At 54.2% G+C, this 14,998-nt stretch carries 15 protein-coding genes; 12 read left to right on the top strand and 3 right to left on the bottom strand.

Translation table 11 applies throughout. The annotated features are described in order from the left end of the window. Positions 1-33: 33 nt before the first annotated feature. Both HED22_RS08060 and HED22_RS08055 read left to right on the top strand, forming a co-directional pair. Positions 34-951 (top strand): protein phosphatase CheZ, encoded by a 918-nt coding sequence (locus HED22_RS08060; protein WP_167720948.1) that lies wholly within the window; start codon positions 34-36, stop codon positions 949-951. Between the two features lie 210 nt (positions 952-1,161). After that, positions 1,162-1,566: a hypothetical protein gene (locus HED22_RS08055; RefSeq protein WP_254869845.1), complete on the top strand. Its 405-nt coding sequence runs from the start codon at positions 1,162-1,164 to the stop codon at positions 1,564-1,566. Positions 1,567-1,661: 95 nt separating this feature from the next. On the opposite strand, the gene HED22_RS08050 is transcribed toward HED22_RS08055, so the two are convergent. Then, on the bottom strand, positions 1,662-2,141 hold the full coding sequence (locus HED22_RS08050) for a peroxiredoxin (RefSeq protein ID WP_167720946.1): 480 nt from the start codon (positions 2,139-2,141) through the stop codon (positions 1,662-1,664). Between the two features lie 204 nt (positions 2,142-2,345). Beyond that, positions 2,346-4,559, bottom strand: a complete 2,214-nt coding sequence (locus tag HED22_RS08045; protein WP_167720944.1) for a protein-disulfide reductase DsbD domain-containing protein — start codon at positions 4,557-4,559, stop codon at positions 2,346-2,348. A 320-nt stretch (positions 4,560-4,879) separates the two neighbouring features. Here HED22_RS08045 and HED22_RS08040 point away from each other — a divergent pair, with 320 nt between their 5' ends. Then, positions 4,880-5,458 (top strand): YqgE/AlgH family protein, encoded by a 579-nt coding sequence (locus HED22_RS08040; protein ID WP_175581163.1) that lies wholly within the window; start codon positions 4,880-4,882, stop codon positions 5,456-5,458. A gap of 99 nt (positions 5,459-5,557) precedes the next feature. On the opposite strand, the gene HED22_RS08035 is transcribed toward HED22_RS08040, so the two are convergent. After that, positions 5,558-6,382, bottom strand: coding sequence for a hypothetical protein (locus tag HED22_RS08035; protein ID WP_254869844.1), 825 nt, complete (start codon positions 6,380-6,382; stop codon positions 5,558-5,560). A 791-nt stretch (positions 6,383-7,173) separates the two neighbouring features. On the opposite strand from HED22_RS08035, the gene coxB reads away from it, so the two are divergent. From coxB to HED22_RS07990, 9 genes are all read left to right on the top strand, one after another. Beyond that, the gene (coxB, locus tag HED22_RS08030; protein WP_167720940.1) at positions 7,174-8,022 is read left to right on the top strand and encodes a cytochrome c oxidase subunit II; all 849 of its coding nucleotides are present in this window, start codon (positions 7,174-7,176) and stop codon (positions 8,020-8,022) included. Positions 8,023-8,033: 11 nt separating this feature from the next. Next, positions 8,034-9,617, top strand: coding sequence for a cytochrome c oxidase subunit I (gene ctaD / locus HED22_RS08025; protein WP_167720938.1), 1,584 nt, complete (start codon positions 8,034-8,036; stop codon positions 9,615-9,617). Between the two features lie 79 nt (positions 9,618-9,696). Beyond that, complete coding sequence (gene cyoE / locus HED22_RS08020) at positions 9,697-10,623, top strand: heme o synthase (protein WP_167720936.1); 927 nt, start codon at positions 9,697-9,699, stop codon at positions 10,621-10,623. Beyond that, complete coding sequence (locus HED22_RS08015) at positions 10,620-10,760, top strand: hypothetical protein (protein ID WP_167720427.1); 141 nt, start codon at positions 10,620-10,622, stop codon at positions 10,758-10,760. The genes cyoE and HED22_RS08015 overlap by 4 nt, the downstream gene beginning before the upstream one ends. A gap of 6 nt (positions 10,761-10,766) precedes the next feature. Then, positions 10,767-11,357: a cytochrome c oxidase assembly protein gene (locus HED22_RS08010; protein WP_167720934.1), complete on the top strand. Its 591-nt coding sequence runs from the start codon at positions 10,767-10,769 to the stop codon at positions 11,355-11,357. Positions 11,358-11,442: 85 nt separating this feature from the next. Further along, the gene (locus tag HED22_RS08005) at positions 11,443-12,243 is read left to right on the top strand and encodes a cytochrome c oxidase subunit 3 (RefSeq protein WP_167720932.1); all 801 of its coding nucleotides are present in this window, start codon (positions 11,443-11,445) and stop codon (positions 12,241-12,243) included. A 27-nt stretch (positions 12,244-12,270) separates the two neighbouring features. Next, positions 12,271-12,636, top strand: coding sequence for a DUF983 domain-containing protein (locus tag HED22_RS08000; RefSeq protein ID WP_167720930.1), 366 nt, complete (start codon positions 12,271-12,273; stop codon positions 12,634-12,636). A gap of 6 nt (positions 12,637-12,642) precedes the next feature. Then, positions 12,643-13,374 (top strand): SURF1 family protein, encoded by a 732-nt coding sequence (locus tag HED22_RS07995; protein ID WP_167720928.1) that lies wholly within the window; start codon positions 12,643-12,645, stop codon positions 13,372-13,374. Between the two features lie 65 nt (positions 13,375-13,439). After that, positions 13,440-14,927: a carboxypeptidase M32 gene (locus HED22_RS07990; protein WP_167720926.1), complete on the top strand. Its 1,488-nt coding sequence runs from the start codon at positions 13,440-13,442 to the stop codon at positions 14,925-14,927. Positions 14,928-14,998: the final 71 nt, after the last annotated feature.

Below are 14,998 nucleotides of genomic sequence, written 5' to 3'. Positions count from 1 at the left end.
ACCGCTGTCCGTTCCGGAGGTTTGAAGTCAGTCATGTCTCGTCGAGTGCAAAAAGTATTCACTGCCGAACGTCGTCTTAAAGAACGCACCGGTGGTGTTGTTGAAGATTGGTCGGATTCCTTTTTTGATCCGACGCTTGAAAGCGGGATCGGCGCGGGCGAGCCGATGCCAGCTTCGCTGCCGGCGGAGACGAGTGTTCCGGAAACCTCGGGAATGAGCCAGGCAGTGCTTGATGAAATCCGTGCGCTGCGTGGCGAGGTCTCGCAACTGCGGCAGGCAATGGCATCAGGCGGGACCCCGGCTGTTGATGCGTCGTTTGAGGCACCAGAGGCATCAAATGATGCCCCGATGGATAGCTTGCCTGACCCGGTAAGCAGCAACCCGACCCATTCCAGTCGTCCGGGTGCAGCAGAGCCGGATCGTGATGATCTGGAATTGATTCGCACCCAGATCGAGGAAATGAACGAACATATTCACAAGGCGAAAGTCCAGATTGCATCGTTGCGCCATCCAAAGGCGCAGGACGACCGTCTTGTCAGTGCAGCGTCAGAACTTGATGCCATCGTCAAGGATACGGAGATGGCGACCCACACCATTCTGGAATCCGCCGAGCAGATCGATGATCTGACGATGACACTGAAAAACTCGGCGCCGAGTGATTTTGTCGCCGATCACGTCGAACAGATTGCCTTTATCGTCACCAAGATTTTCGAAGCCTGTAACTTCCAGGACATCACCGGGCAGCGCATTAACAAGGTGGTCAGCACCCTTGAATTCGTTGAAGAGCGTGTGCACAACATGATCTCGATCTGGGGTGAAGAGGCCTTTAGCGATCTGCCGGTGCCGGAAGTTGAAGAAGAAGCGAAGCCCGACGATGCGGATCTGCTGAATGGTCCGCAACTCGAAGGGGAAGGCATCAGCCAGGACGATATTGATAAGTTGTTCGAATAACTCGAAAAATACTTGGTTTTGACCTGTGATTTAGGGTAGTAGCTTTGGCTGTCTCTTTTCTGCAAGGGATGTGACAGGCGTTTTGCAGCGTCTTTTGTCAACCAAACGTTCATATATGCTAAGGTAAATTCTTACCTATAAGAATAAGAAGCTATGTTGGGATGCGTGTGACATTCGGTTGCACGTGTTTTGGCGTGCTTGGAGGTTAGTATGGGATTTTGGTCTCTCGGTGCTATTCGCCAGCCTAAGGCGCAAGATATCAAATGGCGCAAGAGCCCACGCGGGGATTATTACCGCCTGTTCATGATTGACGACATTTCAGAGCTTAGTCTGGATGGCGTCGGCGGTGTTTATCTGTTGTGGCATGGCGGTTTACAGCCGTCCTGGCTTGTGGCCGGTGCGACAGAGGATCTCGGTCACAGCTTTGCTGAACTGGCACGTGACCCTGATATTCGTGAGTACGATTCCCGTGGCGGTGTTTATATGAGCTGGTCGCCGATCAAGGACAGCTTCCGGGAAGGTGTTGTGCACTTCATTGCCAAGCACACCAACCCGACCTTTGAATGCGATTATGACAGCAAGGAAGACCCGATACCGGTTTTGTTGCCGCGCTGATCAATTCGCGACACGCCGTATCTGGAATGCAAAAAGCTCCGCAGTTGCTGCGGAGCTTTAAGCGCTTCTGCCATAAATGGGAAAGCAGGCTGGTTCTAGAGTTTCGCCAGAACCGCTTCGGCACTTGAGACTTCAAACGCACCGGGTTCTTCGACCGCAAGGTCGGTGACTTTGCCGTCTTCGACGATCATGGCAAAGCGGTTGGCACGTTTGCCAAGTCCACGGCCGGTCAGGTCAAGTTCAAGGCCGGTTGCATCGACGAATGCAAGATCGCCATCCGAAAGCATGGTAACGTTTTCTGCCTTTTCGGCATCTGCCCACGCCTGAAGAACAAAAGCATCATTTGATGCCAGGCAAACAATCTCGTCGACACCTTTTGCTTTGATCTCACCGGCTTTGGCGACAAAGCCCGGCAGATGTTTTGCCGAGCAGGTCGGGGTAAAGGCACCCGGTACCGCAAACAGGACAACTTTACGTCCTGCGAAGAATTCCTTGGAATTGACAGCTTCGGGGCCATCGCTGGTTGCGCGGAAAAGGGTAACTTCCGGGAGTTCAGTACCGACTGAAATGGTCATGGGTATCTCCGTTAATTGGCGCAATCCCGTTGACTGCGCGCTGGATCGCATGCCGGAATCAAACACCAAATCTGATTGGCATTCAATGCTTTCACGCAGGTTTCATCTGCTTGCTGTGTAACGCCTGCACTTTCTGACTTGTTCCTGCAAAGGTCCTGCGTGCAGACCGGGATGTTTAGAATACGCATCCCCAATCAGATGTGATCACTGTTGTGAACTGGCAAGGCTGGCTGATCCGTTAGCGTATTCAAGCGCACCAAGAACTTCATCCACGCCGAGCAACTCCGAAAGCAGGATGCCATCCGGTGCGCCCGGGCCAAACACGGCATTGAACGGAATGCCAAAGCGGCCATAAGAGGCAAGGTAGTCGGCGATTTTCTGATCCGGGAGGGTCCAGTCTGCCTGCATCAGGACAATATCGTCCTGCGTGAGAGCGCTGCGCACATCGGGCTTTTCCAGAACCAGCTTCTTGTTGACCTGACACGTCACGCACCATTCCGCCGTCACATCAATCACGACCGTTTTGCCATCGGCCACCAATGTGTCGATGGTTTCCGGCGCAAAGGCCTGCCAGGCGAGGCTGCCGTTGCCTGACGATGCGCCCGTAGACGATGGTGGTTTGGAAAAGCCGGGTGCAAACAGCGCAACCAAAAAGCCCAACACGGCAAGCGAGGTGAATGCAAAGCGTGGACGCAGCTTTGATGTGCGCTGGCGGGCCCAGATAAAGATGCCCCCCACAATCAGGCCAAGCCCAACAGCGATCGCGCCGCCCAGTCCTACCTGAACCGACAGCACACCCAGAAGCCAGATTGCCGTGCCGATCAGCGCAAGACCCAGCACGAATTTGACACCGTTCATCCAGCGACCGGGTTTGGGCAGGATGTGTGCGACATGCGGTTGGATGGCGATGGCGAAATAGGGCAGGGCCAAGCCGATGCCAAGCAGCGTGAAGATCCAGAAGATATCAAAGATACTCCCGGCCAGTGCAAATCCGACGGCGGTTCCGAGGAACGGCGCCGAGCAAGGGGTTGCCAGCAAGGTGGCAAACATGCCGGTCAGGAAGTTGCTGCTGATATGGCGCCCATGGCTTTCGCTGCGCGTTATGGCGTCATTGGCGGCGTTGCCAAGCTGGTCCGGGCCGGAAATTTCAAAAAGGCCCCACATATTCAGGGCGAACAAGGCCAGGATGATTGTCATCACCGTCAGGAAGAGCGGCTGCTGGAACTGAATGCCCCAACCGATACTGCCCCCGGCCAGTTTGATGCCAACCAAAACGGCGGCAATCAGCCAGAATGACATGATAATCCCCGCTGCACTGGCGAGAAATCCAATGCGCACCCGATTGATTTCCTGTTCGCGGGCCTTAAGGGCGGACATGACCTTGATCGACAGAACCGGCAAGACACAGGGCATGACATTCAGGATCAGGCCGCCAAGCAGGGCAAACAGCCCGATCATCCAGAAGCTCATGCCCGCGTTTGCGGCCGCGCCGGATGTGTCGCCCTCGATAATCCCCGCGCTGTTGGCCGTGCCGACCACAAGATCTTGTTCGACAGATAACGGACCGGCGATGACGGTGACGGTCAATGGTTGGCCGTTCAATGATTGGTCTTCGGCAAGGCCCATAACCGTAAGATCGAAATACTGCGTATCGGCACTATCGCCCTCAACGTTGGCTGGCTTCGGCAGGCCGAAGCCAGCGCGCAGGTCGCTTTCAATCAGGATATCGTCAATGGTCACTCCGGCGGTATTGAGGCCCCGGATGGCAAGACGCAGATTGTGGGCGTCGCCTTGATTTGTGCTGCTGATGCTGGTGACATCGATCGGAAGGCCGGTGCCGGTCAGCGGGACCTTTGATACGAATTTTTCGATCTGATGGGCGTGGTTGCTTGCGATTGAACCGCCGCTGCTGCCCAAGGTGCCCGCTGGAATGTCGAGATTGAAGTTGGCGGTTGCGGGAATACAGATGTCGCTGCAGACCAGATAATCGACATCAAGACGGACCGAGACTGGCTGCGACGGATCCGGGATCGTCACATCAATTGGCAGGATGATCTGATCCTTGTAGCCGAAGGTTTCCAGTCCAAATATCGAAAAGCGATGTGGTGCAGGCCACAGAATGTTTGCCGCGCCAACGTTTTCTGACCCGGTCCAGTCAAGTTGTGGGGGGAACCCGGCATCGCCGGCACTGCGCCAGTAAATCTTCCAGTCCGGCTGCAATTCGTATTCAAGGCCCAGACGCAGTGTTTCTTTGCCGCCGGTTTCGGTCTGCGCACTGATGAGGCGAACCGATGTAAAGTCCTCGTCAATCCAGTTGGTTGCCATGTCTGATGCGGCCATAGCGCCACTGGTCGCGCCAATGGTTGAAACACAGAGGGCACATAACAGGGTCAAACGAACGATAAGGTGGCGAAGCACGTGTTGTTCCTTAAGCACGAAAAGCGGTTGGCTAAGTGTGGGCTAAACTTGTGGCACAAAACAGGCGTAGTTCGAGCCTGTGTTCAAATCAAGCCACGACTGTGTGAACGTCCTATCACTAGCACAGACAGATGGTACCCTGGCATGATTCAAAGCAAATGCGAACGCGTTCATTGGCGTGTGACAGGATTCATTCCTACATACGGTATATGGGAAGTTGTGATGTCAAACGACAAATTGTCGCAGTTTCCCGGGTTCATGATGGTAATGGAAAGGCATTCGCGCTAGGCTTGATGAAACAGGATAAAGAGAGTTTGGATATGGATGAGGGTATAGACACAGGCGATTATCTCGGCGGGAAGCTCTTGGTCGCGATGCCGGGAATGCGTGATCCGCGCTTTTCGCAAAGTGTGGTCTATATCTGTGCGCATAACAAAGACGGTGCGATGGGGCTGGTGATTAACCGCCTGATCGACAGCATCACCTTTCCGGAATTGCTTGAGCAGCTTGGCATTGCGCGCCCGGCGCCAACCATCGAAGACATTCAGGTGCATTTCGGTGGCCCGGTTGAAAGCAGCCGTGGGTTTGTCCTGCATTCAACCGACTTTTCCAATGAGGCAACTCTTCACGTTGATCATGGCGTGTCGGTAACCGCGACCGTTGATATCCTTGAACAGATTGCCGTCGGTGAAGGTCCGCAAAGCCGTATCCTTGCCCTTGGCTATGCCGGATGGCGCAGTGGTCAGCTTGAAAGTGAAATTCTTGCCAATGGTTGGCTTCACGTTGATGCTGATGCGGATCTGCTGTTTGATACGGATTGCGAAGACAAGTGGGAACAGGCGTTCTCGCGGCTTGGTTTTGCGCCGGAATTGCTGTCGGGTGAAGCTGGCCACGCCTGATTGGGGCCATGGTTCCGCATTCGTGAAAGCGTGATCACCCGCAAAAGAAAAAGCCTGCCAAACTGGCAGGCTTTTGTGTTTTGTGCAGGTTCGATGGGATCAATCGAACAGGGCGTCGATTTCTTCCTGTGAGAAGATCTGGTCAACTTCATCCTGAGACACGCGATTGGCATTCTGCGGTGCCTTGGTGACGGTTTTGTCCAGATTGTCGAGGCCCTTGGGATCTGGCGGCAGGTCGAACTCGCCAAAGTCGTCTTCGCCCCAGATCTCGATCACGCGGTTTACGCGTTCCTCGATATATTTCATGGTGTTGACGACTTTGGTGATCCGTTGCCCGGTCAGATCCTGGAAGTTACAGGACTCAAAGACCTTCACCACCAGCTCGACAATGTCGTCTGCCAGCCCCTGGGTGTAGTCATCCGGGGCGGCTGAGCGGATGTTGTGGGCGACCGCGTCGATCTTTTCAACGGTTTCAAGGATGTTCGCTGTTGCGTCTTCGGTGGCGGCAACGACGGAATCAAGCTCGCCCTTCACGATGTTGATACGGGTGCCACTGTCATCTTCAGGCGCAGTGTAAAGGGCAGCGATTTCCTTTTTGGTTTCCTGAATGGAATTGGCAAGGGCGCGGACTTCGTTTTTGACCAGACGCAGTTCGTTGCGGGCGTCGGCCTGTTCATCATCGTCCGGCACTGCAGCTGCATTTGCCTTTTTCTGTTCCTCGATCATCACCCGGATGTCGGAAAGCAGCTCAAGCTTGAGATCCTCGATTGCGGTGTGCAGGCTTGAAATATCCGGGCCACCGGCGGAACCGTTCGGGTCGGCAGGCATTTCGGTCGGCAGGGCGACCATGTCGCTCATGGTTTCGAGTTTGTTGAGCAACCGCATCTCTGCGGTAAATAGTCTTTTACTTCCTGAGCGTGCCATAGACGAACCTCTGTCTTTGAACCGTCTGCATCGGGCAAGGGCCTATGCGGCTGCCTTGCACGGAACATCGGGAATTCATACGTTTGGGTAGAATAGTCCGCAAAGCTGATATATCCAACCGAATTTCTATCCGTGATATTGGTAAAAAGCCCACGCAATTAAAGGGTTCGGGCAGTATTTTTGCTTTTGGTCGTTTCCGTGCAGCTCAAACTGCGCATCGAATCGCTTCCGGGAGCGTTTATTTATGCGCTGTAAGGCTTAAAATCGGGACTTAGTGAAGCACGGTCAGGATGTCGTAGCGTCACGTTGATCGGATGGCGTTCAGACTGCGTACGTTTTAAAACAAAACGGCTTTAGCCATTGGTTGAAGTGATTCTAAGGTCTTTTGCGCATATATTGCACGGCAGCAAACCTTAAGATGGCAAAATCCGGGCCAGAGGAATGGCGGTTTTTCTATCCAAGGGTGGGTGTTTAGAACGATTTCAGTGAAAACCAGAGCGCTAATTTGATATATTATCAAATACATTTTTTGTGCAATGCAGCGAGGTTTTTTCTGGAACAGGTGCCGAAGATACGCTATTTGCCTGCGTTACCAATGTACTTTTATGTGCAGGCTATTTAAGAATAAGATATGTCAGAGGAAATGCTCCGGCTCGTCGAATTTTAATCTTTAGTTGATATGGTGGAAAGCTTCCAAGTAAGGAACCTGAAACCGTGTCACAGAAAGATGACGAGGGTGGGGAAGAGTGAGGCATATCGCCTTGAGATGTAATGCGAGGGGGCAGATTCGCATGTCGATCAAGAAGCTATTTCCCATTCTTTTGTTGGGATTGGCGGTACTTACCGGGTTTGACAGCACAGCGCTTGCTGTTGGTCAGCCTGAGCCGTGGCAGCTTGGGCTGCAGTATCCGGTTTCACCGGTGGCTGTTGAAGGCCATGATTTCTTTATTTTGCTTACGTGGTTGATGACGATCATTACCGTGGTCGTTCTGTTTTTGCTGCTGTACGTTCTTTTCCGCTTCAGCGCGAAACGCAACCCGGTGCCGTCGAAAACAACCCACCACACGCTTCTCGAAGTGGTCTGGACGGTTGTTCCGGTGCTGATCCTTCTTGTTATTGCGATCCCGTCTTTCCGCCTGCTGTATTTTGCAGACCGCGTTGAAGATGCCGATCTCACTCTCAAGATTATCGGTAAACAGTGGTACTGGACCTACGAGTATCCGGATAACGGCAACTTCACCTTTGACTCGCTGATGATTGACGAGGAAACCGCCGTTGCCGAGGGCATGAACCGCCTTCTGGATGTGGACAATCCCGTTGTCCTGCCGGTTGACCAGAATATTCGCCTGATCATGACGTCTGACGACGTGATCCATAACTGGGCCATGCCATCGCTGTTCATCAAGCTTGATGCCGTTCCCGGCCGTTTGAACGAAACCTGGACCCGCATTCCAGGCGAGTATGCCGGAACGACATTCTATGGTCAGTGCTCTGAGCTGTGCGGCGTGAACCACGCCTATATGCCGATCGCAGTAAAAGCTGTTACCATGGAAGAATACGAGGCCTGGGTAGCCAAGGCCCAAGAAGAATTCGCATCTGCTGATCTGCCGTCTGCGGTATCAGTGGCATCGGCAGAGTGAGGGAGAGACTGATGGCTCACGCTGACACACATGATCACGATCATACCCCCGGCTTCTTTACCCGTTGGTTCCTGTCGACCAACCATAAGGATATCGGGACGCTTTATCTTATCTTCTCTGTGATCGCCGGCTTGATCGGTGGTGCTTTCTCGGTCTGGTTCCGTATGGAACTGGCACAGCCGGGAACTCAGATCATTGAAGATCACCAGTTCTTCAACGTGCTCGTAACCGCACACGGCATGATCATGGTCTTCTTTGTTGTCATGCCCGCGATGATTGGCGGTTTTGGCAACTGGTTCGTTCCGATTATGATCGGCGCTCCGGATATGGCGTTCCCGCGTTTGAATAACATTTCCTTCTGGCTGATTGTTCCGGCCTTTATCCTGTTGATGCTGTCTGCTGTTGTGGGCAGTGGTGCCGGGACAGGGTGGACGGTTTATCCGCCGCTTTCAGGTATTCTTGGTCATCCGGATGCCTCAGTGGATATGGCTATCTTTGCCCTTCACCTTGCGGGGGCCAGCTCGATCCTTGGTGCGGTGAACTTCATCACCACCATTTTCAACATGCGTGCGCCGGGTATGACCCTGCACAAGATGCCGCTGTTTGCCTGGGCAATGCTGGTAACGGCATTCCTGCTGCTGCTGGCGGTGCCGGTTCTTGGTGGCGCGATCACCATGCTTCTGACCGACCGTAACTTTGGCACGGACTTCTTCAATCCGGCCGGCGGTGGTGACCCGATCCTGTATCAGCACCTGTTCTGGTTCTTCGGTCATCCGGAAGTTTACATCATGATCCTGCCGGGCTTTGGCATCATCAGTCACATCATCTCGACCTTCTCGCGCAAGCCGGTCTTCGGCTATCTCGGGATGGCCTATGCGATGGTGGCCATCGGTGTTGTCGGCTTTATCGTCTGGGCGCACCACATGTACACCGTGGGCATGGATGTTGACACCCGTGCATACTTCACTGCGGCGACGATGGTGATTGCGGTTCCGACCGGGGTTAAGATCTTCTCGTGGATTGCGACCATGTGGGGTGGCTCGATCTCCCTGCGCGCGCCGATGCTTTGGGCGATCGGCTTCATCTTCCTGTTCACTGTGGGCGGTGTGACAGGTGTGATGCTGGCGAACTCGGGCATGGATCTGCCGCTTCATGACACCTACTTTGTTGTGGCGCACTTCCACTATGTGCTGTCACTTGGTGCGGTCTTCTCGATCTTTGCCGGCTTCTATTACTGGTTCAGCAAAATGACCGGTTACGAGATTTCCGATCTCGGTGCGAAGATCCACTTCTGGCTGTTCTTCATCGGCGTGAACCTGACCTTCTTCCCGCAGCACTTCCTTGGATTGGCTGGCATGCCGCGTCGTTATGCCGACTATCCGGATGCATTTGCCGGGTGGAACATGGTTTCCTCCTATGGTGCCTACATCTCGTTTGCGGCGACCCTCTTCTTCCTTGGTGTGGTGGCGCATGCCTTCATCCGTGGCAGGAAGGCCGAGGCAAATCCGTATGGTGAAGGTGCCGATACGCTGGAATGGACTGTGAGCTCTCCGCCGCCGTTCCATACCTTTGACGAACTGCCGCGTATCAAGTAAGTGATCCTGGTTTAAGTCCCCCGCAGGCCTTGGTTTGCGGGGGACATCCTACCGCCCCAAAAGAGAAGACCAGAGTTCAATGACCAAGCAGGTTGCCAACCAGACCCTAGCACTTGAAAACGCAGTATCCCTGCCGGTTTCAGACGTGCGCGACTACATCGCATTGCTTAAGCCGGGCGTGATGACCCTTGTGGTTTTCACCGGTGCTGTTGGTTTGTTGATTGCCCCGGGTTCCATCCATCCGTTCCTGGGACTCGTCGCAATAGCCTGTATTGCCGTCGCCAGTGGTGCGGCTGCATCGATTAACATGTGGTATGATCGCGATATCGATATCCACATGAAGCGTACCCAGAACCGACCGATCCCGGCCGGACGGGTGCCCGCAGACGAGGCCTTGTCGCTTGGCATTGCGTTGTCGATTGTCTCGGTAACCGTGATGGCGGTCGCCATCAATATTGCTGCTGCGGTTTTGCTGGCGGTGTCGATTGCGTTTTACGTGTTCGTTTACACCATGTGGCTTAAACGCAGCACCCCACAGAATATCGTCATTGGCGGTGCCGCCGGGGCATTCCCCCCGATGATCGGCTGGGCGTCGGTGACAGGCGGGATTGATATCAATTCAATCGCGCTGTTCATGATTATCTTTATGTGGACACCGCCGCACTTCTGGGCGCTGGCACTGTTTCGTTGTGGCGACTACGCCAAGGTGGGCGTGCCGATGATGCCCGTTGTTGCCGGTGAAGCCGCGACCAAAAAGCAGATGCTGGTTTACACCATCCTGCTGTTGCCGGTGACGCTTGTTCCGGTTGCGACCGGATTGCTGGGTGTATTCTACGCGGTGACTGCTGGCCTGACCGGGCTGTGGTTCCTGCGCCATGCGGTTCGTGTTCTGCGCAATGCCGAAGAACGCGCCCCGCACAAGATGTTCGGGTATTCGATCCTGTATCTGTTTGTCCTGTTCGGGGCAATGGTTGCGGATGTCTGGCTTGGTGGGTTGATGGCATGAGTGAGCAACCCGAAATGAGCAAAGCCGAACTCGAAGCGTTTTATGCAAAGCGCAAAAAGAAGAACTGGGCATTTCTGGTTATTCTGAGCAGCCTGATTGTCCTGTTCTTTGCGATAACCATTTTGAAGATGAGCTAGGAAATCATGGCTGATCAAAAACACACAGATACTGTAAAGGCACGCAACAAGCGGGTTTTGCTGAGCTGTGTTGTCGTCGTTGGCGGCATGGTCGGCCTGTCCTATGCATCTGTACCGCTTTACAAACTGTTTTGTCAGGTCACCGGTTTCGGCGGCACCACCCAGGTCGCTGAAGAAGCGCCGGTGGAAGTTTCGGAAAAGACCATCAAGGTCCGGTTTAATGCCGATGTGAATTCCGGGCTGCAATGGCAGTTCAAACCCGAACAGCGTGAAATTACGGTTCGTCTGGGCGAAGATAATCTGGCCCACTACATGGCCGAAAACATGGCCGTCAAACCGATCACCGGTCAGGCGACCTATAATGTAACACCACTGAAAGCAGGGCAGTATTTCAGCAAGATCGCGTGTTTCTGTTTTGACGAACAAACCCTTCAACCGGGTGAGCGCGTCGACATGCCGGTCAGTTTCTATGTTGATCCTGCCATTGCCGAAGACATCAATACCCAGGACGTGAAGACGATTACCCTGTCCTACACCTTCTTCAAAGCCGAGGCATCGGTGGAAGCAGTAGGCGGGACTGAAGATCAGGGAGGCTGACAGAACGCGGTTTCGTGGGCTGTACGGTTTTTGGTTAAAAAAGCGAACTTAGAGTTTCTTTTATGAGGATTGAGGGGGGCAAGGAATGAGTGATCATGCACAAAAGCATCCGTTCCACCTGGTAGACCCGAGCCCGTGGCCGCTGGTGGCTGCGGCGTCCGCTGGTCTGTTCACCGGTGGCATGGTCATGTTCATGCATTCGGACCGTGCGCCGGCTGACTTCTGGCTGGCGGCGATCGGTATTGCGGGCATTCTGTTTGTGATGTTCCGTTGGTGGAGCAACGTGATCAGCGAATCACACATCTATCATAACAAGGTCGTTCAGATCGGCCTGCGTTACGGGATGTCGCTGTTCATCGCATCCGAGGTGATGTTCTTCGTCGCCTTCTTCTGGGCATTCTTCCACAACGCCTTTGTGATCTTTAGCCCCGGCGTGACCGAATGGCCGCCTGCAGGTGTCGAAGTTCTTGATCCGTGGGATCTGCCGTTCCTGAACACCTTGATCCTGTTGTTGTCGGGTTGCACGCTTACCTGGGCGCATCACGGCATCCTCGAAGGCAAGAAAAAGGATCTGGTTCAGGGGCTGGCACTGACCGTTGGTCTTGGCATCATCTTCCTGTGCCTGCAGGCATATGAATACAGCCACGCCGCATTCGGCTTTGCCGATAACATCTATTCCTCGACCTTCTACATGGCGACCGGGTTCCACGGCTTCCACGTGTTTGTCGGGACGGTGTTCCTTGCGGTTTGCCTTGTGCGGGCGATGAAGGATGGCTTCAAACAGGATCATCACTTCGGCCTCGAAGCAGCGGCTTGGTACTGGCACTTCGTTGACGTTGTCTGGCTGTTCCTGTTCTTTGCCGTTTACATCTGGGGCGGCGAATAAGCCGGTCGTCAGGTAACGAACAAGATCATGGATGATTACTATCCAAACCTTTCCCCCATTCGTACCGGGTTGGCATGCAAATGCCCCCGCTGCGGTGGGGGAAAGTTGTTTTCAGGCTTTTTGACGGTGCGTGAAACCTGTGAGGTTTGCGGACTGGATTTGCGCGGCCATGATTCCGGCGACGGTCCGGCCGTTTTTATTATCTTTATTCTCGGATTTCTGGTGGTGCCCATGGCGCTTTGGGTCGAAATGACCTACATGCCGCCATTATGGCTTCATGCGGTTGTGTGGGGGCCGGTGATCATTGGTTTGACACTGGTCTTGCTAAGGCCGCTTAAAGGCATCATGGTGGCGCTGCAATATCGCCATCGATCGACATCCGAACAGGACTGACCTTTCATGCCTCTTCTTAAAACGCGTCCCAGTCTGGCGATGAAAATTTGCGCCGGACTTTCTCTGGTTATTCTTTTGGCTCTTGGCTCCTGGCAGGTCGACAGACTGTTCTGGAAACAAAACCTGATTGAAAGCCGCCAGGCGCAAGCAGAAATGGCGCCAATTGCCGTGCCAACCGACACGACCCTTGATCCCGATATGGCGTTTCGTGCGGCATATGCCGAAGGGCATTACCTGAATGATCAGGAAAAATACCTGATGGCGCGCACCCGGCGTGGCAATGTCGGCTTCCAGCTGATTACGCCGCTTGAACAGGAAGACGGCCGGATCATTCTGGTTAATCGCGGTTGGGTGCCGCAGGATTACCGTGATCCTGAAACCCGTCCGGATAGCCTGATCGAAGGACAGGTTCGGGTATCGGGCGTTCTGCGTCTGCCGCGCGAAAAACACTGGGCGCAGCCGGAAAACGACGCACTGAAAAATCAGTGGTTCTATGTCGATGTTAATCACATGGCCGAAGATAGTGGGGCGGAGCTTGCAAGCCCGTATTATCTGGAACTTGATGACACCGAGGTGCCGGGTGGGCTTCCGATTGGCGGGCAGGCCAAGGTTGAGTTGCCCAACAACCATCTGGAATATGCGATTACGTGGTATAGCCTTGCGCTGACCCTGATTGTGATGTTTGTTCTGTATCATCGCCGCCCGTCCGACGAGACCGATCAGGACACTCCGGCCTGAATTTGCCTCCACCATTTGATTGATAGTCTGCGGACAGTAACTTTGCTGCCTGCACAGGAGTTCTCATGACCGAAGCGTATAAAAAGCTCGAAGCCCGTTTTCACCGTATGAGGGTCCTGTCCGGTATTGGCGGGATGTTGCATTGGGATATGGCGGTGATCATGCCGGGCGGGGGTGCAGAAGCCCGTTCTGAACAGCTGGCAACGCTGAGTGTTCTGGAAAACGAGCTGATCAATGCGCCGGATCTGGGTGATTTGATCACCAGTGCCGAGGGTGAAAGCCTTGATGATTGGCAACAGGCCAATCTTGCCGAAATGAGGCGCGCATGGGTCCATGGCACAGCTGTTCCGGCGGAACTGGTCGAGAAAATGTCTCGCGCCGAGACCCGCTGTGAAGTTGCCTGGCGCACTGCGCGCGCCGACAATGACTTCAATGGATTGCTGCCACAGTTGCAGGAGGTCCTTGACCTGTCGATTGAGGCTGGCAAAGCCAAGGCAGAGGCGCTTGGGACCTCGGTCTATGACGCGCTGCTTGACCAGTATGATCCCATGATGCGTTCTGAGCGGATTGATACGCTGTTTGCCGAGCTTGAATCCTTCCTGCCTGATTTTACCGCCGACGTCATCGAACGCCAAAAAACCGAGGACAAGCCACTTAAACCAAAGGGGCCTTTCCCGATTGAAACACAAAACCGGATCGGCCTTGATCTTATGAAGGCGGTCGGGTTCGATTTCGACCACGGGCGTCTGGATATCTCTCATCATCCGTTCTGTGGTGGCATCCCCGAAGATGTGCGTCTGACCACCCGCTACGACGAGGACGACTTTACCTCTGCGATCATGGGTGTTTTGCATGAAACCGGTCATGCGATGTATGAGCGCGGATTGCCCGCCGATTGGCAAAATCAGCCTGTCGGCAAGGCACGCGGCATGACCATGCATGAAAGCCAGTCGCTTCTGGTCGAAATGCAGGCCTGCCGGTCAGAAGAATTCCTGACCTATGCCGGTCCGATGTTCGAGCAGGCTTTTGGGGGCGACAGTTCGGCATGGAAGGCGGCAAACCTGCATCGTCTCTATACCCGGGTTGAGCCGGGCCTGATCCGTGTTGATGCCGACGAGGTCACCTATCCGGCGCATGTGATCTTGCGTTATCGGTTGGAGCGCGCGCTAATCGAAGGCGATATGAAGCTTGCGGATCTGCCGGCTGCCTGGAACGAAATGATGCAAAAGCTTCTTGGGATTGTGCCCGAAGATGATCGTAATGGCTGCATGCAGGATATCCATTGGCCATCGGGCGCGTGGGGCTATTTCCCGACCTATACGTTAGGGGCAATGGCCGCAGCCCAGATCTTTGCCGCGGCCAAGGAAGCCAACCCGGAAATTCCGACCGCACTTTCGCGCGGTGACTTTGCACCGTTGATGACGTGGCTTCGCACAAACATTCACAGTCAGGCATCGAGCAAATCCACAGATGCCATCCTTGAAGCGGCGACAGGAAAAGCACTTGGCGTTGATGCTTTCAAGGCCCATCTTGAGAATAGGTACGGTCGCTAAATTCAATTGAATGGGCCGGGTAATCTGCTAGCATTGATTGATGGACTGGTGATATATGCTGCCATCAATGA

Origin of the sequence: Thalassospira sp. HF15, assembly GCF_011806525.1 — a bacterium.
Taxonomy (GTDB): Bacteria; Pseudomonadota; Alphaproteobacteria; order Rhodospirillales; family Thalassospiraceae; genus Thalassospira.
This window is presented reverse-complemented; position numbering and strand designations above follow the sequence as displayed.